A 23,507-nucleotide genomic window follows, 5' to 3' on the forward strand; every position below is an offset into this window, starting at 1 on the left:
CGAAGCTGGTAAAAGCTCGCGCTGCGCGAACTTATCTGTCCGGCCGGCGGAATCACCACGGGTTTATCTACGACTTTCCGGTCTCCCGAAAGACACTTCGTACTACTCCGCACGCAGCGTATGAAACACATCTGAATCAATTCCGGCACACCCCGGACGGCCCTCGACAACGCGCCCATCATGGCTGCTTCGTCTCGGGGATACCTGTGGCAAAGCACGGTGTATCAACCGCTAACTCAATCCGATCAATGACTTGGCTCGAATAAAAATACGCTTCGACGCGGCCGCGCGTTAAACGGGCGTTGTGCAGAATTGAAACAAAAACCCGCGTTTGGCTTCGCGCACCGCTAAGGCTATGTTCGCTGCGCCGCACCAGCACTGGTTTTCCCTACGGTTGGCACGCTCCTCGCTAAAGGAGATGCGCAACACCGCGTCACCGCAACGAGACACAAGAATGGCGGCGACGCATCAGGCCAATACGGGGCCGTTCCTGTTCATCCTTTCGCTGCTCGCCAGGCAGCACGCAGTCAATTCAGGGATGCAGGCATCGGATCAAAGACACGAAACCACGCAACGCGTGGCTTCAGCGAGGACCGATCATGTTGACACTTCAATCAGATCTGCACGGCAACCATTTGCTCGGCGCGTTGCCGTCCCACGAATGGCAAGCGCTTGCCCCTCATCTCGAACTGGTTCATCTGCGTACCGAACAACTGCTGTGCGATTCAGGTCAACGCATCCATCACGTCTATTTCCCGACCACGGCGATCATCTCGATGCTCTCGACGATGGAAGACGGCAGCTCGGTCGAAATCGCCGCCGTCGGCCGCGAAGGCATGACTGGCGTGCCGGTGCTCACGGGCGGCGAAACCATGCCGAACCGCGTGCAGGTGCAATGCGCCGGCTTCGCTTACCGGATGAGCGCACAGGCGCTCAAGCAGCAATTCGCACGCTCCGATTTCCTGCGCCGTCTGATGCTGCTGTACATGCACGCCCTGCTCACGCAAGTCGCGCAAACCGCTGCCTGCAATCGCCACCACGCGTTGAACAAGCAACTGTGCCGCTGGTTGCTGATCGAAGTGGATCGCGTGGCGTCGAACGACCTGACGGTCACCCAGCAACTGATCGCCGACATGCTCGGCGTGCGCCGCGAAGGCATCACCGAAGCGGCCGGCAAGTTGCACGACGAAGGCCTGATTCATCACAGCCGCGGTCACATCAAGGTACTCGACCGCAAAGGTCTCGAAGCGCGCGCCTGCGAGTGCTACGGCCTCGTCAAACGCGAATTCGACCGCCTTCTGCCACGCCTGCGCCAGGCCGAAACCGTCGAGTAAGCAGTCCACCACGGCTGCATCGTTCGCACACAGGATAGATCACTATGTTCAGGAATACTGCGCGATGTCTCGACGCACTCTTCGTGATTGCGGGCGGATTGATCGCTCATTGGATGCGTTTTTCGACGCCGATTGCATTGTCGGACACCGAGCGTCTCCTGATCGCCTTTAACTGTGTGCTCGTGCTGCTGATGTTCCCCGGCTTCGGCGTCTACGAACCGTGGCGCGGCAAGGTGCTGCCTGCCATGCTGCTAAGAGTCGCCGCCGCGTGGCTGGTGGTGGTCGCCACCGCGCTCGTGCTGGCGTTCACCTTGCACCGCATGGATGCGGTTTCGCGGCTGTGGTTCGGGTATTCGACGCTGATCTCGGGCGCGCTGATCATCGTCACCAAGTGCCTCGCGCATGGGTTGTTGCGCAGCGTGCGGCGGCGCGGCATGAATTTCCGCACGGTCGCGATCGTCGGTGCGCCCGGTTTCTCGCGTACCTTGCTGGCGCATCTCGACCATGCGCCGCAAGCCGGCTTCAAGCCCGTCTGCATCTTCGACACCAGCGACGCCGGCAACACCAGCGTTCAGGCGGCCGGCACGCCGGGCGCGCGTCTGAATCGCCTGCCGGTGCTGACCGATCTGAACACGTTCGCCGCCAAGGTGCGCGAAGAACGCGTGAACGAAGTGTGGCTCGCTTTACCGCTTTCAGAAGAACATACGATCTATCGTTTCACGCGCATTTTCAGGCATGACTTTGTGAATCTGCGCTTCATTCCCGATGTACGCAGCCTCTCGCTTTTCAATCACGCGCTGGTCGATGTGGTCGGCTTGCCGACGCTCAATCTGAGTACGACGCCCGTCCCGTCGCCGCAGATGTGGCCCAAGCTGATCTTCGACCGCCTGTTCGCGACGGCCGCGCTGCTGGCGCTCGCACCGGTGTTCATCGTGCTCGCGATCGGTATCAAGCTGAGCTCGCCGGGGCCGGTGTTCTTCCGGCAGATTCGCAAGGGCGTGGACGGCGAGCCGTTTGCGATCTACAAGTTCCGCTCGATGACGGTGCACCACGAAGCCCACGGCCAGCTCACGCAGGCCGCGCGCAACGACACCCGCGTCACGAAGCTCGGCGGCTTCATGCGCCGCACCAGTCTCGACGAACTGCCGCAATTCCTGAACGTGCTGCTCGGCCAGATGTCGGTAGTCGGTCCGCGCCCCCATGCGGTCGAACACGACGACCTCTACAAGGATCAGGTGTACGGCTATATGCACCGCTACCGGATCAAGCCGGGCATTACCGGCTGGGCTCAGGTGAACGGTTATCGCGGCGCCACCACCAAGGTCGAAAAGATGGAGGCGCGCGTCAAGTTCGACCTTTTCTACATCCATAACTGGTCGTTCTGGTTCGACATGAAGATCGTGTTCATCACCATCTTTAAGGGCTTTGTCGGACGCAATGCCTTCTGAGCATGCCGCTGCGGGAGCCGCGCGTGAAAGTCTCCGTGATCGTGCCGACGTACCGGCGCACCGCCGATCTCGCACGCTGCCTCGCGGCACTTGACGCACAGGAGCGCCACGCCGACGAAGTGATCGTGATCGCGCGCCATGACGACTACGCAACGCTCGACTGGCTGCGCACCTGCGAAGCGAACCGGCCCGACCCACGCCGCTGGATCATGCTGGTGCACAAACCGGGCGTGGTCGCGGCCTGCAACCTCGGCATCGACAGCGCCGGCGGCGATGTGCTCTGCTTCACCGGCGACGATGCCGCGCCCCATCCCGACTGGGTTGCGCGGATCGCCCGCGCGTTCGGAAACAATCCGGCACTCGGCGGCCTGGGCGGACGCGATATCGCGCATGATCACAATGCCATTGCGCCGGGGCGGAAAATGCCAGTGGGCCTCGTGCGCTGGTATGGCCGGGCCATCGGCAATCACCATATCGGCTACGGCGCGGCACGCAAAGTCCAGGTGCTCAAGGGCGTCAACATGGCGTTTCGCCGTGACGCAATCGGTACGCTGCGCTTTGACACGCGCTTGCGCGGCACCGGCGCGCAGGTTCACTGCGAGATGGCCTTCAGTCTGGAGATAGAACGGCGCGGCTGGACCCTGATATACGACCCGGCGCTGCTGGTGGAACACTTCCCGGCCCGGCGCGGCAACGAAGACGCCCGCTTCACATTTAACGACGCCGCTTTCTATAACGCGTCATTCAATCTGCGGCTCATCATGTGCGAATACCTGACGCCGCCCGGCCGTTGGGCATTCGTCGTGTACGCGACGCTAATCGGCGATCGCACGGACCCGGGGTTCCTGCGCGCCTTGTCGCTGGCATTCGAGCGCGGCGGCATGGCGCTCGCGCTTCGCAAATGGCGAGTTGGTTTGCGCGCGATGCGCGGGGCCTGGCGGGAAGCCGCGCGGTAAGTACGATAGCGCGCCAGGCGCGCTCACCCCGCGCGGCACCGGGCAGGCGCCGCGCTTATAGAAACGCGCTGACGTCGGTATGAAAACGCAGCGCCAGCGCTTTCGCCACCTTTTTGCTGATGGCGCGCCGGCCTGCGAGAATATCGCTCACCACGGTAGGCGACGCGATACCGATCAGATCCTTTTGCTTGAGCCCGTGCGTCTCCAGCAGATGCCGCAGCACCTCGCGCGGTTCTGCTTTCGGGATCGTCACGTTGCTCACTTCCCAGCTTTCGATCAGGTCGCCGACGATCGCAAACAGATCAGCCAGCGGATCCTCCGCGTTACCGTTCAGGTGATCGGAGAGCGCGTTGGCGAGCCGCACCATCTTCTGGTAATCCTGCTCGTTTCGAATGGGTGTGATCGGCAACTGGGTTTGCAATGCAGCCCAGGTTTGAGCGATGTCGGGAAAGGCTCCCGGAAAGCGATCGGCATTCATGAGTTTAAATTCTTCCTCGTCCAAAGGTCGTATTGCGCGTGCGTCAGTGCGTGACGAACGAACAACGACTGCCTGTTGTAGTGAATCGCCGCGATGATCCGAAACCGGTTGCCGCCCACCTTGAAAACGGTGCACTGCGGCGGCACGTAGTCCACACCCGCGAACGTCTGCTTCAGGTCGTTATAGCCATACGCGAGACATGCCTGCGCAAGTGCATACCACGTCAACAGCGCACTGCGCGCCTCCGGATGTCTCTTTATAAAGTCCAGCAACGTCTTCTTTGAAATGACCCGCATCGAATGTCCTCGTATGGTTTCGCGCACCGAACATGCACGCTCTACCTGCGAGGCTAATGGGACGGGATCGGCACCGATAGTCGGCCGGACGGCATAGGCCGAACAGCCGGATACGGTTTACTGCGACACGACAAGGGCATTTTATTCGCATATTGCGACGTTCGCAATATGCGAATAAACAGACAATTTGCCCCACTTCATTGCGCTCTTCTTAGTCCGCTTCATAGGCCCGCGACTCATGGCCTTTCCCCGAACTCACGCCGCCCTGTGTCTCGGCTGCGCTCGAGTCGCTTCTGCCGGCATCCTCAACTGCATCCTGACAAGCGTTAGCCAGGTCACGCGATATCTCCGGTTGCCAGATCGTGCTCGATCCGCTCCCCAGGCACCCGCGGCCGCCCGCCCGACGCCACGATCGTGCGCGTCACTTCAGCCATGAAGGCACGCCGGAAAACCGCAGCGGAAAACCGTTCGGCGTTCGCACGGCATGCCGCCGGCGTAATCCGCTCACTGTGCCGCTCGAAGCGGTTGATCGCGCCGAGCATCGACACGACCGTTTGGCATGCGAAATACACGCCGGTAGGACGCATGTCGCCAAGCGGCACCACCGTTTCAGGCGCCTCGCCTTTGCCGAATGCAATCACCGGCGTGCCGCACGCCTGCGCATCGAGCGCGGCGGTGCCGGCATCTTCCCCGGCGGCGAGTATGAAGGCGCGTGCGCGTTGCAGATGATCCTTGAGAACCTTGAACGGCTGATCGCCAAGGATCGTCACGTTCGGACCGGCCTTCGCGCGAATCGCCGCCATCTCCGGCCCGTCGCCGATCACGATCAGCTTGCGGTGCGGCGTTGCGGTGAAGGTTTCAACGATCAGATCAATGCGCTTGTCGGACATCATCCGCGAGGCGGTCAGGTAGAAATCTGCCTTTTGCAGGCACGGCTCGAACTTGTGCACGTCGACGGGAGGCGGAATCACCGCCGCATCGCGCCGGTGAGCTTTCATCACGTGCCGCGCGACCAATCCCGAACTTGCGATCAAACGATCGACGCTGTTCGCCGAATGCGAATCCCGGCTGCGCAGATAATGAAGCCATGCACGCACGATCCATGACTTCGGCCCATGCGTCAGATTTGCTTCGCGCAGGTACTGATGTTGCAGATCCCAAACGTGGCGCATCGGCGAATGCACGTAGCTCACGTGTATCTGCGCGGGGCCAGCTATCACGCTGCTGGCCGCTACGCTGGAAGTCGTGATGATGAGGTCGTAACCTGAAAGATCGAACTTCCCGACGACCCGCGCAAGCAACGGCGAATACGCGCGATAGCGGCGCCGCGCAAACGGCAGGTTCTGGATGAACGACGTCGTGACGGGTTTGCCGTTCAGAAACCGGCGGTCTTCGAGAAAATCGACGAGACTGAAGAGATCGGCATCGGGAAAACACGCGATGATCTGTTCGAGCACGCTCCCGGCACCGCCGGGCGCGACTAACCAGTCGTGCACGATCGCCACTCTCATGATCTCCCCACCTGTAGATAAACGCCCCACGGCCATACCGACGAGTGTATGTGCCACATCACCGACTGTGCGTGCGTATGCCCACATTCGACGCGCGACAGTCGACGAAGACCGAAGGCTCGCTATTCGCCTCTTGCGAATTGGAGGGGGTGGGGGGCGATGCGGGAGGGAGGGAGGAAGGGCGAGCCCGCTGCTGCAGGCTCGCATAAGGTACAAAACGGGCTACAAACGCGCTACAACCGTGCTGAAAACGGGCTACAGAAGCGCCGTGATCAGCTCTTGTTGTAGTCGATCGTCTCGACGCCCGTATCCGTGCCGAGCATGCACAGATTCGCGCCGCGGCCCGCGAACAGGCCCACCGTCACCACGCCCGGCCATGCGTTGATGTGCATTTCCAGCGTGCGCGGGTCGCTGATGCGCAGACCCTTGACGTCGATGATCTCGTTGCCATTGTCGGTAATGAACGGCACACCTTCCTTGGTGACGCGCACCACCGGCACGCCGCCGAGTGCCGTCACGCGGCGGCCGATCGCGGTACGCGCCATCGGCACGACTTCGATCGGCAGCGGGAAGTTGCCGAGCGTGTCGACCAGCTTGCTCGCGTCGGCGATGCAAACGAACACGTCCGACACCGACGCGACGATCTTCTCGCGCGTCAGCGCGCCGCCGCCGCCCTTGATCATCGCGCCGCTGTGGTCGATCTCATCGGCGCCGTCCACATACACCGGCAGCGAATCGATTTCGTTGAGGTCGAACACCTTGAAACCGTGCGATTGCAGACGCGCGGTGGTGGCGAGCGAGCTCGACACCGCGCCGCGATAGCGGGTCTTGCTGGCCGCCAGCGCGTCGATGAAGCAGTTCGCGGTGGAGCCGGTGCCGACGCCGATCACGGCGCCCTCGGGCACGTTGGCGTTCACGTAATCTGCGGCGGCCTGGCCGACCAGTTGTTTGAGTTCGTCTTGAGTCATGGGAGATGCTGGCGAGCAGTAAAAACGATGAGTTTACCGGAGTGACGAGCCAGCGCCGGATTTACCCGACACGGCGGCCGGCAAATGTGCCCGCCGGGCGCGCCCGAACGCTGTTTCTACCGGCGACATGAGAGCCGGCCCTGCCATGAGCATGGATAGCTCGGCGAACGGACCGGCGTTGAATGATCAGAGGATTTACTTCTTCTTCACCGAGCGCTGACGCACGGCTTCGAACAGGCACACACCGCTCGCCACGGAGACGTTCAGGCTTTCGACCGTGCCCGCCATCGGAATCTGCATGACCACGTCGCAAGTTTCGCGGGTGAGGCGCCGCATGCCCTCGCCTTCGGCGCCCATCACCAGTGCGACCGGACCATCGAGTTCGGTCTCGTAGAGGCTCTTGGTGGCCTCTTCGGCGGTGCCGATCACCCACACGCCCGCGTCCTTCAACTCACGCAGCGCACGCGCCAGATTCGTGACGGTAATGTACGGCACGGTGTCGGCGGCGCCGCTCGCCACCTTCGCGGCCGTCGCGTTCAACCCCACTGCGCGGTCACGCGGCACGATCACCGCGTGCGCGCCGGCCGCATCCGCCACGCGCAGACAGGCGCCGAGATTGTGCGGATCGGTCACGCCGTCCAGCACCAGAATCAACGGCGAACCGTTGATGCCGTCGAGCAGTTCGGCCAGATTCTGCGCGAGCGGCATGTCGGTCGCACGCGCGACCACGCCCTGGTGACGCTCGGTATGCGCGAGACCCCACAGACGCGTTTCGTCGGCGGCGATCAGGCGCACGCCGGCTTCCTTCGCTGCGTGCAGGAATTCGGTCATGCGACGGTCTTTGCGCGTCGCGTCGTAATAAACCTCTTCGACCGTCGACGCGTCGTGCCGCATGCGTGCGGTCACTGCATGGAAACCGTATAGAACCTTGAGACGTGACATGACTGACAAACCTTTGATTGAGCGCACCTTGAAACGCGCGCTGCTGTGATGAATACGAGCCTGCTTACTGTGTTGCAGGCGTATCTGCTTCGATACCTGACTTGATTGCGTTGAAACGAAGACCGCGCGCACCCGGTACGTCTGAACGTACCCAATGCGCGCGGTTCAAGCCGTCATGCGACTTCAGCGCTTCTTGCGGGCCTGCGGTTTCGATGCCGGCTTGGCCGTGGCGCCACCGTGCTTCTTCGCCGCGCCGCGTGCCGCTCGCGCTTCCTTGACGGCCGCGGTTTGCGCCGGCGCGGCTTTCTTGCGCCGTCCACCCGCGCCCGCCGCTCCGCCGCCTACCCCGCCGTCCACCGGCGGCAACGAACGCACACGGGCACCACCGCTTTCGCCGGAAGCCTTGTCGGCAAGCGCCGGACGGCCCGTTGGCGGCTTGATCGGCGTATCGCGCACAAGGCGGAAGTCGATCTTGCGCGCATCGAGATCGACGCGGCTCACCTGCACCCGCACGCGATCTGACAGGCGATAGCGAATGCCGGTGCGCTCGCCGCGCAACTCGTTCTTGATCTCGTCGTACTGGAAGTAGTCCGAGCCCAGTTCCGTCACGTGCACGAGGCCTTCGATAAAGAGCGAGTCGAGCTGCACGAAAATGCCGAACGACGTCACGCCGTTGACCATGCCGCCGTACTCTTCACCGAGCTTGTCGCGCATGAAGTAGCACTTGAGCCAGGCTTCGACGTCACGCGATGCTTCATCCGCGCGACGTTCGTTGGCCGAGCAATGCAGACCGAGTTCTTCCCAGATCGCCACGTTGTTGGCACGCTGGCGGCCGCGCTTTTCGTCGTCGGCCTGTTGCATCGCGCGGGCGCGCGGCGACAGCGCCGTATTCAACTCGACGCCCTGCGGCGGCTCCGGCTGATACTTGCGGCCCTGCAAAATCGCGTAGATCGCACGGTGTGTGAGCAGGTCGGGATAGCGGCGAATCGGGCTCGTGAAGTGCGCATACGCCTCGTACGCGAGACCGAAGTGGCCGATGTTGTCCGGACTGTAGACCGCCTGTTGCATCGAACGCAGCAGCATGGTCTGCAACATCTGCGCGTCGGGACGCTCGCGAATCTGCGCCATCAGCGCGGCGTAATCACTGGCGTGCGGCTTGTCGCCGCCGGCGAGCGTGAGGCCCATGCCGCGCAGGAAGGTGCGCAGATTTTCGAGCTTCTCGGCGGTCGGCCCGGCATGCACGCGGAACAGGCCCGGGTGCTTGTTGCGCTTGAGGAAGTCGGCCGCGCAGACGTTCGCGGCCAGCATGCATTCCTCGATCAGCTTGTGGGCGTCGTTGCGGGTGCGCGGAATGATCTGCTCGATCTTGCCCTGCGCATTGCAGACGATGTACGTCTCGGTCGTATCGAAGTCGATCGCGCCGCGCTTCTGGCGCGCGGCGAACAGCGACTTGTAGACCCCATACAGATTCTGCAGTTGCGGCAGCAACGCGGCGCGACGTGTGGCCTCCGGACCCTTGGTGTTCTTGAGTACCGCGGCCACTTCCGTGTAGGTGAGGCGCGCGGCCGAATTGATCACGCCCGGATAGAACTGGTACGCCTTCACTTCACCACGCGTGGTGACGATCATGTCGCACACCAGCACGCAACGGTCGACGTGCGGATTCAGCGAGCACAACCCGTTCGACAGTTTTTCCGGCAGCATGGGAATCACGCGGCGCGGGAAGTACACCGAGGTGCTGCGCTCGAGCGCGTCGGCGTCGAGCCCGCTCTTCGGATGCACATAGTGCGAGACGTCCGCGATCGCGACGATCAGGCGGAAGCCTTCGCCTCGGCCGACCTGAACTGGTTCGCAATAGACCGCGTCGTCGAAGTCGCGGGCATCTTCGCCGTCGATCGTGACGAGCGGTACGTCGCGCAGATCGATGCGATGCCGCGCGTCGGCCGGGCGTACTTCGTCAGGCAGTTTGGCGGCTTCGTCGAGCGCGGCCTGGCCGAATTCGTGCGGCACGCCGTACTTGCGCACCGCGATTTCGATTTCCATGCCGGGGTCGTCGATATCGCCGAGCACTTCCACCACGCGGCCAAGCGGCTGCGAATGACGGCTCGGGAAATCGGTCAGTTCGACCACCACCACCTGGCCGACCTTGGCCTTCTTGGTGTTCTGCGCGATCAGGATGTCATGGCCGATGCGCTTGTCTTCAGGCGCGACGATCAGCGCGCCGTTCTCGTTGAGCAGCCGGCCGATTACCCGCTTGTTGGCGCGATCCGTCACTTCGACGATATGCCCTTCCGGCCTGCCGCGCCGGTCGTAGCCGACGATGCGCGCCAGCACCCGGTCGTTATGCATGACCTTCTGCATCTCGCCGGTGGGCAGGAACAGATCGTCCTGGCCGTCGTCGCGAATGAGAAAGCCGTAGCCGTCGCGATGGCCCTGCACGCGGCCCGCGACAAAATTCGACGGATGGGTCAGCTGATAGAGATTGCGCTGATCGAGCCGGATCTGGCCGTCGCGCTCCATGGCGCCCAGCCGCTTGAAAAATCCTTCGCGCTCCTGGCGCTTGATCGACAGGGCTTCGGCGATGTCGTTCGCGGCGAGCGGCGCTTCACTCGTGCGCAGGACGCCCAGGATTTCTTCGCGGCTCGGGATCGGATACGGGAATTTGCTCAAGGGCTTATCGATGATTTTTTCTCGTTGCATGGACGTCGGTCGGCGATGTGGCTCGGCTTAAGAAGCGTTTGGGTTGCGCTTAAGTTGCACTTGCGATTGCACTGAAATGGCTGCTCGGGTCCGGCTCGTTCAAATCTGAGTCCGACGGGCGTGTGCACCGTGCCAACGAACTACTGCGAGGCATTCTAACACCCGTCTCGCGCGCCACGCGGCCCGTCAGTAATCGCTGCGAGCCGCTTGCAGACTCGCTGCAGCGATGTTTAAGCGACTTTTGAGAAAGGCTTGACAGCCCTGAATCTGTCGCTATAATGGCGTTCTTTGCTGTTCATCACCTGCCCAGGTGGCGAAATTGGTAGACGCACTAGGTTCAGGTCCTAGCGGTGGCAACACTGTGGAGGTTCGAGTCCTCTCTTGGGCACCAGATTCAAAAGAAAAGCCGCCTTATGTTTCACATAGGCGGCTTTTCTTATTGTGTGAGGCTACGTGATCCGTTTCAGGTTTTTCGAACGGAATACGGAGTGAGCAGGACGGTTGCGTCAACTTGCATCAGCACGTGTTGGCAACGCTCGAGTAGTGAAGTTTTGCTTCGCTGCACAGCACAACCGGGCGAATGCTTGAGCAGTGGTTAGTTTGCAGGTGGGGATTGACACACTGCATCAGCGCGCTAAAATAGCGGTCTAGCTTGAAGACGTGCCCAGGTGGCGGAATTGGTAGACGCACTAGGTTCAGGTCCTAGCGGTGGCAACACCGTGGAGGTTCGAGTCCTCTCCTGGGCACCATTAGTTGTTCCGGCTTAGTTTCAACTCAAGCCGAAGTAGTTCGAGAAACCCCGTAAGATTAAAGTCTTACGGGGTTTTTTGTTCTCTACAGATCCCTTGCGCTCCACTGACATCGACGATTTTTGCGTATACTGTTGCGTATACCAGATTCGGGGGGCAAACCCATGCCCAGACGCGTCGAACCGAAGTCAGAGTTGGTTTTCCGAGCCGCCAAAGCGCGCGCCCGTTCCTACCTTCTCGCGGATGGAAACGGGCTCGCCTTGAGGGTCCAGCCAAACGGCACCAAGACGTGGCTGTTCCGCTACCGACGACCGAGCACGGGCAAGGAGAACTTCCTCAGCCTCGGCCCCTACCCCGATATCACGCTCGTTGATGCACGACGGTCAGCCACTACCGCGCGCAATCTTGTACGCGAAGGCACCGATCCGGTCGAGCATCGCCGGGCCGAGTCCACCGCACGCAAACGCGTAGCCGAAGGCGCGTTCCATCTCGTGGCCCAGCGTTGGCTCGACTTCAAACGCAAGGAATGGGCGGACGAAACCTACCGGAAAGCCGAGTTTGTCGTGCGCGAATACCTGACTCCCGCACTCCGCAACAAGCCCATTTCGACGCTGGCCACGCCAGAGGTCAAGCCCGTACTGGAAGCGATTGCCTCTCATGCGCCTAACCTCGCGACCAAGGCACGGCAGTATGTCGGTGGCATCGTGACGTACGCCGTTCAGAACGGACTGCGAGAAGATGGCGCCGCCTTGACACTCCGCGGCGTAGTGCCTCGCCACAGGAAAGGTCACATACCAGCGATCACCAGGCCTGCAGACATCGCTCCGCTCGTTCTTGCTATCGATGCCTACAAGTCGCCCATTACCCGCGCCGCCCTCAAGCTCACCATGCTGACCGGCCTTCGCCCCGGCATGGTTGCAGCGGTGCCGTGGACTGAGGTGAACCTCGAGACAGCTGAATGGCACGTTGCAGCCGAGCGCATGAAAATGCGGCACGATCACATCGTGCCATTGCCAAAGCAGGCGATCGCCGTCCTGAATGAGTTGCAGTCACTTACCGGCAAGGGGCACTACGTCTTTCCGTCACCTGCCCGGCAGAAGACCCCTCATTTACATCGAGATGCATTGAGCAAAGCACTGCGAGAGATGGGCTTTCAAGGAAAGCACGCGACGCACGGTTTCAGGGGCATGCTTCGTACGGTCGGACGAGAACGACTCGGTATGGATATCGATGTTCTGGAAGCACAACTGGCACACGCCAAGCGTGGCGATGTGCAAAAGGCCTACGACAGAACAACGTTTGACGACGATCGTCGCAGGGTCATGCAGGAGTGGGCCGACTATATTGATCGGCTAAGCATGCCGACGACAGAAGCCGGATCAAGCAAGCGGATCTGAGCGGCATACGCCCCGATCGATCGCGTGCCGCATCACGCCAAACTCTGACACCCCTCGAATCGAGCTGTGCCTAGTCAACCATCACTTTCCTGTCGAGCGTCATATCTTTCGCGCAACGGCTTTGTTATATGCAAGAGCTCGTCGAGGTCCTCAAAGACGACGGACCGAAGCTGTATTGCCACAGCCTCCGACGAGGCAATCGTCGGATTCGTTTCTTCCTGGAGTTCAGAGAGCCACGATAGTTTTCGAACGAGCAACTGCTCTTCGAAACCCCCATGGACGTAGCCAGAAAGGTTCCCGTAGATTGCCGCGATCTCCGGGATACGGTCATCAAGGGACTGGACAAGGGTCATGACGTTAAAAACCGTCTCCCTTAAAAATTCCGGACGGAATAGCCTTGTCGGGTCGGTACTTTGCCATCAATCTGTTCACGCTGGCGTTGAGTTCTTCGAGGGTCTTCGTCTTCGACTTATATTGTCGCCATAGACGCATACCCTTGTGCAGTCGACCAACGACTTCGATGTACGCCCTAACAACGAGCGCATAGGAATACTCATTGCGAAATTCCTTTTCAACAAAGAGTGCACTCTCGACGCGGATGATCGGCACCACACCAGCAAAATACGAACTAAGCGTCAGAAAGACAACTGTTTGCGAAAACAGATCATCGACAATCAGTTCGTTCGCGTACCTTCTGACCTTATTCAACTCGTCACCGATTTCGCTCAACCGCCGCTGATGCCCCGCTCCCCACAAGCCGTCGTAAAATAGCTTGACAATGTCGATTTCATTTGAAGAGTCATCCATCTTTGCATCCTTCCAGAGAGCGGTCGTTCTAACTTGAGCTACGACGATACCAGCTTCTTCTGAGAGGGCTACCCTTCATTGGAATGTTCCGGCCTTCCAAAAAATATGCCCGGATGATATCCATCGCGGGCATGCAATGTCCTCTACATGGCGAATCGACGGCTCACCACCGGCTGCGAAACCCCGTGGGTCACGATGTAGAAAAAGCCGATTTCGGTGCACGCCTTGCGAATTTGCTGAGCGACCTCGTCAAGGGCGCCAGGAACACCACCCAAATAGGGTCCTACATCGATGATAGGCACCTCGTAAGTGATGGCCTGCGACCTTTGACCACCAACAACAATGGAATGAACCTCTCGCCTGCGACGAATGTTGCTCGCGTTGAATCCTTTTAAACAAGTTAAGCGAACACAGACATTTCGATCTTCGAACGAAATGATTCTTCATCGAACGGCATACCCATCAACGGCCGATCGCAGAATGGGCCATAGAAAGTGTCGATGGCCATTTCTGCAGCCAAGCTACTGCAAAACTCACCCTGCTCGATACTCCGCATTGTCAGTTTCGCGAACTGTTAGCGTTACGTTCATTTCCGCAGATTTGAGGCATATGGCGTACGCCAAACGAAACTACAGGAAAGGAATTGCTCGACAAATTTCCGACGCGCGACCCTAGCTCGAAGGCGTGAGGACGAAATCGAACGTCGAATGCCAGGTCGTCGCGGCGTTCTGCAAACGCATATATGGCGCCACCAGCGTCTCCTTCACCCCAAATACCGCATCGGACGTCATGTAAGCGTCGTCGCCAACGAACGTATGGGTCACCAGTTTCTGGAAATCCGGCGCGGTCACGATGAAATGCATGTGAGCGGGCCGATAGGGATGCCTTTCCAGTGCCTCAAGCATCTTGCCGACCGGTCCATCATGCGGAATCGGGTACGACACTGGTTTGATGCCGATAAAGCTGTATCGACCGTCGGCACCTGTCGTAAATACGCCCCGGTTGTTCCACTTGGGCTGAATATCCGGCTGCTGAACATCGTAGAACCCTTCGGCATTGTCGGACCATACGTCGATACGCGCGCCCGCAATGGCGTTACCGTCCAGGTCCATAACACGCCCTTCGAACAGACAGCTTTCGCCCTTTCCGTCGAATGAGATCTGTGTGCCCATCTCGCGTTCGGGCGCGCCTTTGACGTGAAACGGACCAAGTACCGTATTTTCAGTAGCCGTTTGCGGGCGTCGATTATTGATCGCATCGACCAGCATCGACGCGCCCAGCGTATCGCTCAACAGGATAAATTCCTGCCGCTCTTCGCTGCAAATCTGCCCGGTCCGCGTCAGAAAATCGATCGCCAATTCCCACTCGTTCTGGGTGAGATGAACGTCCTTGATGAACGCATGCAGATGCTTGACCAGCGAGGACATCACTTGCTTCAGGCGGGGATCCGCGCTTTCTCCCATGCGGACATTAACCGCTTCGACGGAGGCCGCTTCCGAAAAAAATTTTGACATGGTCGATATTCCTTGAAAAACAATTAGCCGCATCCGCACCTATCAGTACGGTCGCGATCCTTCCCAGGCCCGCTGCAGCAGGGATCGGACCTCCTCCCGCTCGATCGGGCGCGGATTCCAGTAAGGGCTCTTCACTGCCAGATCCGCTGCCTCGTCGAGCTGCGCTTCTTCGAGACCAAGGTCTTTCAGCGCGAGCGGCGCGCCGAGAGAACGCGCGAAGTCGTGAAGTCCTCCGCCAATCGAGCCGTCGAACAGCTTCGCCAGGGGTTCAAGCTCTTCCGCCGCGGCCTGCGCGTTGTATCCGGCCGAATGAGGCAGGACGATCGCATGTGTTTCGGCATGGGGCAGGTCGAATCGGCCGCCAAGCGTGTGACAAAGCTTATGGTGCAGCGACATGCCGACCGTGCCCAACACCGAGCCGCAGAGCCACGAGCCATACAGCGCCTCGCTCCTTGCTGCCAGATTGGCCGGCTGACCGACGATGATGCGCAGCGCGTCGCGTAAGGCACGCACGCCTTCAACGGCCATTAGCGACGACACGGGATTCCGGTCCCGCGCGTAAACGCCCTCGACCGCATGCGCCATCGCGTTCAGGCCGCTCGTTACGCTCATCGCCACTGGCAACCGGACAGTCAATTCAGGATCGTAGATGACGACCTCCGGCAGGATCTTCGAATCCCGGATCGTGGTCTTGATGCCATTCTCGGTCTGTCCGAGGATCGGCGTCACCTCCGAACCGGCGTACGTCGTCGCAACGACGATCTGCGGTGCATCATTACGGTAGGCGATCGCCTTGCCAAGACCGATCGTCGAACCGCCGCCATATGCCACCACGCAATCGGCACCCAAAGTGTCGTAAACTCCCATCGCCTTCATCGTCACGGCCACTGGCGTGTGCATCGTGGCTTCGCTGAACACCCCTGCCGCGAGCGGCCCAAGTTGCTCCGCGAGCTTCTGTGCATCGGCACGTTGAAACGGCGTGGACAAAATCAGCGCCCGCGCCCTACCCAGCCGCCGGACCTCATCGGCGACAACATTCAATTTGCCGGCCCCGAACAATATTCGGCCAGGGTTGATGTCGTAGCTAAAATTTGTTGCCATCAATGCACTCCTGAATCAGGTAAACACGGGTCGTGAGCGATGCGCCTTCGATATCATGCAGCCAGACCTTCAATTGCGGAGCCCCGAGCCCGGATGCGATCCGCCGCCAGTTCGGCGAGCATCAACGTGGGGAGATTGGTATTCGCGCTCGTAATGGTAGGCATCACGGATGCATCGATCACAAAGAGGTTTCGAATCCCGTGCACGCGAAACTCGTCATCGACCACCGCCATGGGATCATCCGCCTTGCCCATCGAACACGTGCCGACCGGGTGGCCCATCGGGCAGATCGACGACAGAAGCTCGTCATCTGAGATCTGCCGCCCACCACCGGCATACATAGCGGGCTTCCCGCTGTTGAACGCGCGACCAAATATCGCTCGTCGGACGGGGCCGGGTGAATTGGCGGCCATTTCCGCTGCCATCGCCAGCACTTTTCCGGCGAGCCCGGGGCGGTTGAACTGCTTCATGGAAAGCGCACCCGGCAACAGAAAGGCTTCATGATATTGAGCGGCGACGCCCGGTTCGCGCAACAGACGCTCGGTCAGTCGTGCCGCCTTGATCATGCGTTCAGGATCCGCAGGGTCCGACAGGAACCGGAAATTGATGTCCGGATTGACAAGTGGATCTGCACTTTTTAGTTTGACAAAGCCGCGCGACCTGGGCGCGTATAGCGCCGTACCGACCAGTGCGAAATCCGGTCCGAACGATTCTCCGCTTACCCGACCAATTGCGAACGCAAACAGATCACCTTCCGGGCAACCCGGCGCTCGGGACGAAGCCCGCAGTCCCGCTACGGCAAAACGTCTTAGATCGGCCGCGATCCGCTTCCCGCGGGGCAGCGTAAGCGCGAAGAACAGATAGGGATGATTCTGCAGATTCCGGCCAACACCTGGTCGGTCGACGATCATCTCAATCCCCAGCGAAGCCAACTCGGCTGCCGGACCGATACCGGAGCGCAATAAAATAGTCGGCGAATATATGCCGCCGGCGGAAACGATGACATTACGCGCGCTCAGGTGAACCGTCGTGCCGTCGTCCCGTAGCGCGTCTGCACCCGATACGACATTGCCATTCATGCGTAACCTCGTGACCTGAGTGTTCGACAGGATCTCGAGATTCTGTCGCGCCCTGACTTCAGCCGAGAGGTAGCTGCCCGTGCTCGTCACACGGGTATCCGCGTCGAGTGCAAGCGGCATTGAAAAAAAACCGTCACCGGGCTGCTCATTGATATCGTTGACGAACGGCAATCCGGCGCGTTGCGCCGCCTGCTCCATCGCACGGACAAATGCCGGCCATTGCTCTTTCGGTGTTCTGGAAATAACATGCGGGCCATCCGACATGCCCGGCCGATCACGATCTTTCTCGACCTTCCGAAAGTACGGTAACACCGTGTCCCACGAGAAATTCCCGGCCCCGGCGTCGGCCCACCTGGTGTAGTCGGATGGCACACCGCGGAGCGCGAACATGCCATTGATACTCGAACCGCCCCCCATCACACGCGCCTGCGGATAAGGTGCGGGTAGACCGCCGTCTGTGGCCGCCGCGACCAGATCCTTCCAGAAATAGTTCGGGTTAAGCGATGAGGCAGGAAAAGCATCCTGAATATCAGCCGGCACGGCCCCTGGTGAAATATCATCCCCCGCCTCAACGAGCAGGACACGACATCCAGGATTTTCTGAAAGACGCGATGCCATGACTGTACCGGCGGTGCCGCCGCCGATAATCATAAAATCGAATTCCATCCCTTCCTCATTCAACGCGAGCCTGGTGGCATGGTGATCACCAATGCCATTGTTTTTTAGAAGCATGGATCAAACAGCTAGTTCGACATGCAGTGAAGCGCGGCGTCTGGTAATGGCCAGTGCAACCGTGAACACAGCCGCCAGAGCATACCCTGTCAATCGCGATATCGCGACGGTCCTCAAATTCGTGTCTTGCACACAGCGTTCGGTGCGACCAGGCCGCACCACTCGGCGGGCGCACTACTTCCGGTTGTCTACCCGCTTCAGAAAAGCGTGGATGCTGACCTGTTGCCAGACTTGAGCCGCATTGAACGGATCATTCCGGTTGAATTCGATCACGTCCTCCTTGCTTCCTGCTTCAACCAGAAAAAAGCTGCCGATCATCGTCTCACCGTCGTCGGACACCAGCGGTCCTGAGATGACCGATTGCACTTTTGCACTGGCAAGGTATGCCTTATGTGCCTCATAGTTGGCGAGCCGGCGCTCCAGCGCGCCCTCATGGTCAAGACAATGGACGATGAAATGCACTCTTCTCTCCTCAGTTAGATTGCCGGCGCCCAGACGGGTCACGGGGCGCGCTACGGTTGCGAGAAGACTAAACGGTATCGATCTGGACACCAATCGCCCAGCCATCCAAAATGGACATCCACGACGCTTAATGCACAATTCAGATGAGAAACCGCCCAAAATCAGGGAAAACACTGACCTCCAAATGATGAACGAGCAAGAGCTTCTGAGGATTGTTGAGTTCATCGACAGCACAAGGGCACCGTTCACCGAACGGATCGCCGGTATGTCGCCGGACTCCGACTGGGCGCTGACCAGCTACCTGGTTCGGGCGAAACTGCGGCAACAGGGCGTGCCAATTTCACAACTCATCCAGGCCTCTGGACTAACTTACGGAACGGCTCATCGGCGTATCAACGCCTTGATTGAACAAGGTTTGATTGATGTCGCTCCTGCGTCGCCTGGTAGCAAGGCACAGGTACTGTTGCCTGCCGACCAGCTCATGCAAGGATTTGAAGCACTGGCGCTACACGTCAAGTCGCTGTTCGCAACCCTGGTGGGCCATCGGGAAGACAGCCAAAGCTCAGAGCAGTATTACTTCGGTGAACCGCGGCGATCCTTTGAACAGCTGCTTCCCCCAACAGAGCTTCTCGCGTTTCGAGGTAGCCCGGGCAAGCGACTTCGATTCCTGTTTCATGACGACAACTATTTTGCGGCACTGCGAAATCTCTGGATCGACTTCAGAGCTAATGCAGGGCGCCGCGAGGACTTCCAGCTCGCGCATTTGCAGGAACTGTACGAGAAAGCACTCGCGAACGGGACACGGAGCGAATCCGAATTCGACATCATCGCGCTGAACTATCCATGGCTGGCAGAGTTCGTCCAGAAGGGACTCATTCGTCCTCTAAACCTGGACGACCATGGAGCATCCACGAATCTGCGCGACTTTCATCCGGCAACACTGGAGTGTGTCACTTACAACGACCATCTCTATGGGCTGCCTATGTACATAACGGTCGAAGCCTTGCTTGCCCGCCAGGATATGTTCGAGGCCAACGCACTGCGCTATCCCGCGACCCCCAAGGACCTGCTCGCCGTCGCACGTCGATTGCACAAACCCAGGCGCGGGCAATACGGTCTCGTGTGGAATGCTGCACGAGGTATGCCAATAGCGAGCGCCTTCATGTTTTTCCTGAATGCGCACGGCGGAGCCGTCATCGTCAAGGAGAAGCCGACTGCGAGGGCGCGTTCGACTTCAACGCGCAGACAAGGCATCTACGCCGGCCTCGACGGCAAGGAGGCGCGCGCAACGCTAGCCTTCATGGGACAGCTCCTATCGGTCTCCCCACCTGACACGCTTGCTTTCGACTGGGAAGATAGTCTCGACGAATTCATGGCCGGACATGCGGCACTTTGCTATGCATGGACGATGCGCGCAGCACGTCTCGAACTGGATCTTCGCTCCAAGGTGAAGGGAAAGATCGCGTTGCTGCCCCACCCCAACGTTCACGGTGTGCGGCGATGTGTGCCGCTGGGAGGATTTTTTCTGGCGATCCCCAGCAACTTGCCACCCGAGCGCGCCGAACTGGCCCGTCAGGCCATTCAGTGGATGACATCATCGGAGGCGATGAAATCCAATGCACTCAATAAGTTGCCCATCGCGCCGCGCTTTAGCGTCAGCTCCGATCCGGAACTGGCAATTATTTCTCCCATCGTCAGCTTCGTCGACGAACTGGCGCGCAGCGAACTGATCTGCAACACGATGCGCCCGCTTACACCTGTGTATAGCCGTATTGAAGACGTTCTGGGCGGGGAGATTCATGACGCCTTTTGCGGACGAATCTCGCATGATCAGGCATTACGCACGGCCCAAGTCAAAGCTCAGGATCTTCTGGACTCTGTACCACACCATTAGATCGGTCTACGGTGCGATGTAGCGCTCACGTCGCACCTCCTCATGGCCGTCAGAGTGGCAATAATCAACGCCTCCCTCTGTCCGTGCATCTGAACCCCTCGGTGCTTTCCCTAGCTATCTGTCGCTTTTGCACAAATCGCGGCAGTGAGCACCCTCAAATGTCCATTCTGGATGTTTGGGCCATTGGTACCGCGTGCTACAGCGGCTAATCTACGCCGGACAAAAGAAAGCAGTGCGGTAATCGCGAACAAGTCATCAAAGAGTCGGGCCGGTGGGGGCTGCGCTGATACGCCTCCTGACAGCAGCAGGGAACAACGTATCGATTCGCAGCGTCATCTCCAGTCGGAACCTTGAAAAGATTCTTGTAGATAGCGTCGCCTCCTCAGCATCTGTATTTACTAAATAATTCGCATAACTAAAAAACTTTAACGAGCCTATACGGCCACCCAAAAAGGAGACAGTTTGATGTACAAAAATGGAACTTTAATTCCGAAACTGATTGCTATCGCTACGGGTGTTCTGCTCACCGGAGGCATCGCTCACGCACAAAGCAACGTAACGCTTTACGGCGTAGTGGACTCTGGCCTGATATACATCAAATCGCCGGGCGAGAAGGGGGCGATTCAAGCAAACGACAGCGGTCTGTCGCCGTCGCTATTCGGCCTGACGGGTAAAGAGAACCTGGGTGGTGGTCTCAAGACTGTATTCAGGCTTGAAGGCGGCTTCAGCGCGACCAATGGCGGCTTCGCCGATTCGAACGGAAACTTCTTTGGCCGTAATGCCTACGTGGGACTTGAAGGCAATTTCGGTACCGCCCTGGTCGGTCTGCAGTATTCACCGTTCTTCCTCACGATGTACGAGACCGACCCCCGCGGTGCCGTTCAGTTCGGCAGCGCCGTCATGCCCTACATCGACAACGTCTATGGCACAGGTTTCGCCAATTCAAACGCCTTGTCGTACACGACCCCGAAGCTCTGGGGTCTGCAAGGTAGCGTCATGGTCGCGCTCGGCGGCACTGCCGGGGACTTCCAGGCCGGACGTCAATATTCTGCGAGCCTGAAGTATGACAACGGGACCCTGATGCTCATGGCCGCCTATTACGACGGCAATAACGGCGGAAATGTCGAGACGTCGCTACCGACGACGGTTGAATTCCTCGGCCGAATGATCGGTGCGTCCTACAAGATTGGCCCGGTCACTGTGAAGGCGTCCGCAACGAACTACAAGGTGGCCGCGTCGGCCGGGAACCTTGCGCTCGGTCTTGACCCGCACAACAACTACGTCTATGCGGCTGGACTCGATTATCAGGCACTTACGCAACTCGACCTCAGTACCGGCGTGTACTACACCAGAGACAAAAACGACTCTAACAATCATTCGATCACCGCCGCGCTGGGTGCGAGCTATTTCCTGTCGCACCGCACGACCCTCTACGCGCAATTTGGCTTCATCAACAATCACGGCACAGAAGACGGCGGATTGTCGGTCATCAATAACTACTCCAACAAGGCCGGCAACACATACGCAACCAGCGTCGGCATTCGACATACGTTCTGACTGGTCGAGACTTCGTGCTCGATGTGCCTGTGGACAGGCGTGCGTCACCAGATTCCACGGAAGTGGACCAGTTTCCGGAGTTCGACAGACTCCGTAAGCTGCCTGCCAGAAGTGACACGCGCCGGCTTCAGCTCGCAAAGAACGATTTAATGGAAGAATTCTATGACAGCGATATCTGTTTCACAAACCGGTGTTCTGGTTGAGAGCGCAGAGGAAAAGGCGCTCTTCGCGAGGATCAACTGGCGCATCCTTCCCCTGCTGGTGACTGTCTACTGTCTCGCCTTCATTGACCGGGTGAACATCGGTTTCGCCCAGCTTCAGATGAAAGGGGAACTGGGTTTCAGCGATCAGGTCTTCGCGCTCGGCGCAGGCATGTTCTTTGTCGGCTACATTCTATTCGAAGTGCCAAGCAATCTACTTCTGGAGAAGATTGGAACGCGCAAGACGCTTATGCGCATCATGGTACTTTGGGGACTTTGCGCCATGAGCATGGCCTGGGTCACGGCGCCGTGGCAGTTCTACACGCTTCGCTTCCTGCTCGGCGCCTTTGAGGCAGGCTGCTTCCCCGCCGTCGTGCTCTATTTCACCTTTTGGTACCCCCCCGCTCGACGCAGTCAGGCTATTGCTGTGTTCATGAGCTCAACGGTCATCTCCGGCATTCTCGTCGGGCCGCTCAATGGCGCGCTAATGAAGTTCGGCCAGGGCGTTCTCGACTTCCACGGCTGGCAGTGGATGTTCATGATCAATGGCGCTCCCTGCCTGCTAGTCGGCCTCCTCTGCTATGCCTGTCTGAGCAACAGTCCTGCCGAAGCCGCATGGCTTAGTCCTGCCGAGAAGAAGCTGCTCGCCGACCGTCTCGCCCGGGACGGCGTGTCGCTCGGAAACGGAGTCCATAAGCGCGCCGCTCTGCGGGCGCTGCTACGCGACCCCAAGCTCTACGTCTTCTCTCTCATCAACTTTCTGTTTCTCGGTGCTGTCTACGTGCTGGTGTTCTGGACGCCGACGCTGATTCATAGCTGGGGCGTCAAAGACGTGTTCCACATCGGACTACTCGCGGCAATCCCGAACATCGTGGGCGCCATCGGCATGATGCTCATGAGCCGCAGCTCCGACCGCCGTAACGAGCGGCGGTGGCACTTCGTGGGTGGCGTGGCGTTGATCGCGGTCGGCCTGCTCGGCATAGCCTTCCTGAACGGCAGCGTGGCCTCGTCGATCGTCCTGCTCTCGATTGCGACCATTGGCACGGCTTCGATGACGCCTCTGTTCTATGCCTTCGTCAGCGACTACCTGCCGAAAGAACAAGCAGCAGTCGGTCTCGCGGTGATTCCCTCGCTCGCTGATATCGCCCCGATTGTGACGCCCTCCATCGGCACCTGGCTGCGTACTTCGACAGGGAGCAATTCGGCCAGCCTGTATTTCATCGTCGCACTCTATGTTGCCTCTGCCGTCGTCATGTTCTTCGCCGCCCGAGGACCGAAGGCCGCCGCAGCCCCAGTTGCACAACGTATCTGAGCCGCAATGCAAATGCGCGAGGTATCTGTCAGGAATGACATTACCAATATCCACGCCCAGGATGCTCCAC

General features: G+C 59.5%; 20 protein-coding genes and 2 tRNA genes. 9 read left to right on the plus strand and 13 right to left on the minus strand.

Annotated elements, in window-relative coordinates; all coding sequences use genetic code 11:
- Positions 1 to 599 precede the first annotated feature (599 nt).
- From PQR67_RS32430 to PQR67_RS32440, 3 genes are read left to right on the plus strand one after another with little or no spacing between them, the layout of a single operon-like run.
- Positions 600 to 1,334 carry a Crp/Fnr family transcriptional regulator gene (locus PQR67_RS32430; protein WP_006048767.1) on the plus strand — a complete coding sequence of 245 codons (735 nt, stop codon included), beginning with the start codon at positions 600 to 602 and terminating at the stop codon, positions 1,332 to 1,334.
- Positions 1,335 to 1,378: 44 nt separating this feature from the next.
- A complete protein-coding gene (locus PQR67_RS32435) occupies positions 1,379 to 2,782 on the plus strand; it encodes an undecaprenyl-phosphate glucose phosphotransferase (RefSeq protein ID WP_408466893.1) in 1,404 nt (467 codons plus the stop codon).
- A 2-nt stretch (positions 2,783 to 2,784) separates the two neighbouring features.
- On the plus strand, positions 2,785 to 3,738 hold the full coding sequence (locus PQR67_RS32440) for a glycosyltransferase family 2 protein (RefSeq protein WP_408466894.1): 954 nt from the start codon (positions 2,785 to 2,787) through the stop codon (positions 3,736 to 3,738).
- A gap of 55 nt (positions 3,739 to 3,793) precedes the next feature.
- Here the strand turns inward: PQR67_RS32440 and PQR67_RS32445 are convergent, their stop codons facing one another.
- The 6 genes from PQR67_RS32445 to rnr form a co-directional block, all read right to left on the minus strand.
- Positions 3,794 to 4,216 carry a helix-turn-helix domain-containing protein gene (locus PQR67_RS32445; protein ID WP_408466895.1) on the minus strand — a complete coding sequence of 141 codons (423 nt, stop codon included), beginning with the start codon at positions 4,214 to 4,216 and terminating at the stop codon, positions 3,794 to 3,796.
- A complete protein-coding gene (locus PQR67_RS32450) occupies positions 4,213 to 4,512 on the minus strand; it encodes a type II toxin-antitoxin system HigB family toxin (RefSeq protein ID WP_408466896.1) in 300 nt (99 codons plus the stop codon). Before PQR67_RS32450 ends, PQR67_RS32445 begins: the two co-directional genes overlap by 4 nt.
- A gap of 335 nt (positions 4,513 to 4,847) precedes the next feature.
- Positions 4,848 to 6,023, minus strand: coding sequence for a glycosyltransferase (locus PQR67_RS32455; protein WP_408466897.1), 1,176 nt, complete (start codon positions 6,021 to 6,023; stop codon positions 4,848 to 4,850).
- Positions 6,024 to 6,295: 272 nt separating this feature from the next.
- Positions 6,296 to 6,991 (minus strand): ribose-5-phosphate isomerase RpiA, encoded by a 696-nt coding sequence (rpiA, locus tag PQR67_RS32460; RefSeq protein WP_408466898.1) that lies wholly within the window; start codon positions 6,989 to 6,991, stop codon positions 6,296 to 6,298.
- A 195-nt stretch (positions 6,992 to 7,186) separates the two neighbouring features.
- Positions 7,187 to 7,933 (minus strand): 23S rRNA (guanosine(2251)-2'-O)-methyltransferase RlmB, encoded by a 747-nt coding sequence (gene rlmB / locus PQR67_RS32465; protein ID WP_408466899.1) that lies wholly within the window; start codon positions 7,931 to 7,933, stop codon positions 7,187 to 7,189.
- A gap of 183 nt (positions 7,934 to 8,116) precedes the next feature.
- Positions 8,117 to 10,633, minus strand: a complete 2,517-nt coding sequence (gene rnr / locus PQR67_RS32470; RefSeq protein ID WP_408466900.1) for a ribonuclease R — start codon at positions 10,631 to 10,633, stop codon at positions 8,117 to 8,119.
- A 304-nt stretch (positions 10,634 to 10,937) separates the two neighbouring features.
- Here rnr and PQR67_RS32475 point away from each other — a divergent pair.
- From PQR67_RS32475 to PQR67_RS32485, 3 genes are all read left to right on the plus strand, one after another.
- A tRNA-Leu gene (locus tag PQR67_RS32475) sits at positions 10,938 to 11,024 on the plus strand.
- Positions 11,025 to 11,295: 271 nt separating this feature from the next.
- A tRNA-Leu gene (locus PQR67_RS32480) sits at positions 11,296 to 11,382 on the plus strand.
- A gap of 164 nt (positions 11,383 to 11,546) precedes the next feature.
- A complete protein-coding gene (locus PQR67_RS32485; protein ID WP_408466901.1) occupies positions 11,547 to 12,779 on the plus strand; it encodes a tyrosine-type recombinase/integrase in 1,233 nt (410 codons plus the stop codon).
- A 74-nt stretch (positions 12,780 to 12,853) separates the two neighbouring features.
- On the opposite strand, the gene PQR67_RS32490 is transcribed toward PQR67_RS32485, so the two are convergent.
- The 7 genes from PQR67_RS32490 to PQR67_RS32520 form a co-directional block, all read right to left on the minus strand.
- Positions 12,854 to 13,132, minus strand: coding sequence for a hypothetical protein (locus PQR67_RS32490; RefSeq protein WP_408466902.1), 279 nt, complete (start codon positions 13,130 to 13,132; stop codon positions 12,854 to 12,856).
- A gap of 4 nt (positions 13,133 to 13,136) precedes the next feature.
- On the minus strand, positions 13,137 to 13,586 hold the full coding sequence (locus tag PQR67_RS32495) for a hypothetical protein (protein ID WP_408466903.1): 450 nt from the start codon (positions 13,584 to 13,586) through the stop codon (positions 13,137 to 13,139).
- A gap of 143 nt (positions 13,587 to 13,729) precedes the next feature.
- Entirely contained in the window at positions 13,730 to 13,888 is a 159-nt protein-coding gene (locus PQR67_RS32500; RefSeq protein WP_408466904.1) for a 2-oxoglutarate and iron-dependent oxygenase domain-containing protein, read from the minus strand.
- A 369-nt stretch (positions 13,889 to 14,257) separates the two neighbouring features.
- A complete protein-coding gene (locus PQR67_RS32505) occupies positions 14,258 to 15,100 on the minus strand; it encodes an intradiol ring-cleavage dioxygenase (protein WP_408466905.1) in 843 nt (280 codons plus the stop codon).
- 42 nt (positions 15,101 to 15,142) lie between these two features.
- Complete coding sequence (locus tag PQR67_RS32510) at positions 15,143 to 16,201, minus strand: maleylacetate reductase (RefSeq protein WP_408466927.1); 1,059 nt, start codon at positions 16,199 to 16,201, stop codon at positions 15,143 to 15,145.
- A 53-nt stretch (positions 16,202 to 16,254) separates the two neighbouring features.
- The gene (locus tag PQR67_RS32515; protein ID WP_408466906.1) at positions 16,255 to 18,012 is read right to left on the minus strand and encodes a GMC family oxidoreductase; all 1,758 of its coding nucleotides are present in this window, start codon (positions 18,010 to 18,012) and stop codon (positions 16,255 to 16,257) included.
- A gap of 174 nt (positions 18,013 to 18,186) precedes the next feature.
- A complete protein-coding gene (locus tag PQR67_RS32520; protein ID WP_408466907.1) occupies positions 18,187 to 18,474 on the minus strand; it encodes a YciI family protein in 288 nt (95 codons plus the stop codon).
- Between the two features lie 184 nt (positions 18,475 to 18,658).
- Here PQR67_RS32520 and PQR67_RS32525 point away from each other — a divergent pair, with 184 nt between their 5' ends.
- The 3 genes from PQR67_RS32525 (at position 18,659) to PQR67_RS32535 (ending at position 23,437) form a co-directional block, all read left to right on the plus strand.
- A complete protein-coding gene (locus tag PQR67_RS32525) occupies positions 18,659 to 20,368 on the plus strand; it encodes an extracellular solute-binding protein (RefSeq protein WP_408466908.1) in 1,710 nt (569 codons plus the stop codon).
- Positions 20,369 to 20,833: 465 nt separating this feature from the next.
- Positions 20,834 to 21,925, plus strand: a complete 1,092-nt coding sequence (locus tag PQR67_RS32530) for a porin (RefSeq protein WP_408466909.1) — start codon at positions 20,834 to 20,836, stop codon at positions 21,923 to 21,925.
- A gap of 162 nt (positions 21,926 to 22,087) precedes the next feature.
- Complete coding sequence (locus PQR67_RS32535) at positions 22,088 to 23,437, plus strand: MFS transporter (protein ID WP_408466910.1); 1,350 nt, start codon at positions 22,088 to 22,090, stop codon at positions 23,435 to 23,437.
- Positions 23,438 to 23,507: the final 70 nt, after the last annotated feature.

It is taken from the genome of Paraburkholderia fungorum (assembly GCF_046026025.1).
In the GTDB taxonomy this organism is placed as follows: Bacteria; Pseudomonadota; Gammaproteobacteria; order Burkholderiales; family Burkholderiaceae; genus Paraburkholderia; species Paraburkholderia fungorum_E.

What these genes read in the sequence shown, in the direction of transcription:
- PQR67_RS32430 (WP_006048767.1), top strand. Translation starts at nt 600, where the DNA reads ATGTTGACACTTCAATCAGATCTGCACGGCAACCATTTGCTCGGCGCG.
- PQR67_RS32435 (WP_408466893.1), top strand. Translation starts at nt 1,379, where the DNA reads ATGTTCAGGAATACTGCGCGATGTCTCGACGCACTCTTCGTGATTGCG.
- PQR67_RS32440 (WP_408466894.1), top strand. Translation starts at nt 2,785, where the DNA reads ATGCCGCTGCGGGAGCCGCGCGTGAAAGTCTCCGTGATCGTGCCGACG.
- PQR67_RS32445 (WP_408466895.1), bottom strand. Translation starts at nt 4,216, where the DNA reads ATGAATGCCGATCGCTTTCCGGGAGCCTTTCCCGACATCGCTCAAACC.
- PQR67_RS32450 (WP_408466896.1), bottom strand. Translation starts at nt 4,512, where the DNA reads ATGCGGGTCATTTCAAAGAAGACGTTGCTGGACTTTATAAAGAGACAT.
- PQR67_RS32455 (WP_408466897.1), bottom strand. Translation starts at nt 6,023, where the DNA reads ATGAGAGTGGCGATCGTGCACGACTGGTTAGTCGCGCCCGGCGGTGCC.
- rpiA (WP_408466898.1), bottom strand. Translation starts at nt 6,991, where the DNA reads ATGACTCAAGACGAACTCAAACAACTGGTCGGCCAGGCCGCCGCAGAT.
- rlmB (WP_408466899.1), bottom strand. Translation starts at nt 7,933, where the DNA reads ATGTCACGTCTCAAGGTTCTATACGGTTTCCATGCAGTGACCGCACGC.
- rnr (WP_408466900.1), bottom strand. Translation starts at nt 10,633, where the DNA reads ATGCAACGAGAAAAAATCATCGATAAGCCCTTGAGCAAATTCCCGTAT.
- PQR67_RS32485 (WP_408466901.1), top strand. Translation starts at nt 11,547, where the DNA reads ATGCCCAGACGCGTCGAACCGAAGTCAGAGTTGGTTTTCCGAGCCGCC.
- PQR67_RS32490 (WP_408466902.1), bottom strand. Translation starts at nt 13,132, where the DNA reads ATGACCCTTGTCCAGTCCCTTGATGACCGTATCCCGGAGATCGCGGCA.
- PQR67_RS32495 (WP_408466903.1), bottom strand. Translation starts at nt 13,586, where the DNA reads ATGGATGACTCTTCAAATGAAATCGACATTGTCAAGCTATTTTACGAC.
- PQR67_RS32505 (WP_408466905.1), bottom strand. Translation starts at nt 15,100, where the DNA reads ATGTCAAAATTTTTTTCGGAAGCGGCCTCCGTCGAAGCGGTTAATGTC.
- PQR67_RS32510 (WP_408466927.1), bottom strand. Translation starts at nt 16,201, where the DNA reads ATGGCAACAAATTTTAGCTACGACATCAACCCTGGCCGAATATTGTTC.
- PQR67_RS32515 (WP_408466906.1), bottom strand. Translation starts at nt 18,012, where the DNA reads ATGCTTCTAAAAAACAATGGCATTGGTGATCACCATGCCACCAGGCTC.
- PQR67_RS32525 (WP_408466908.1), top strand. Translation starts at nt 18,659, where the DNA reads ATGATGAACGAGCAAGAGCTTCTGAGGATTGTTGAGTTCATCGACAGC.
- PQR67_RS32530 (WP_408466909.1), top strand. Translation starts at nt 20,834, where the DNA reads ATGTACAAAAATGGAACTTTAATTCCGAAACTGATTGCTATCGCTACG.
- PQR67_RS32535 (WP_408466910.1), top strand. Translation starts at nt 22,088, where the DNA reads ATGACAGCGATATCTGTTTCACAAACCGGTGTTCTGGTTGAGAGCGCA.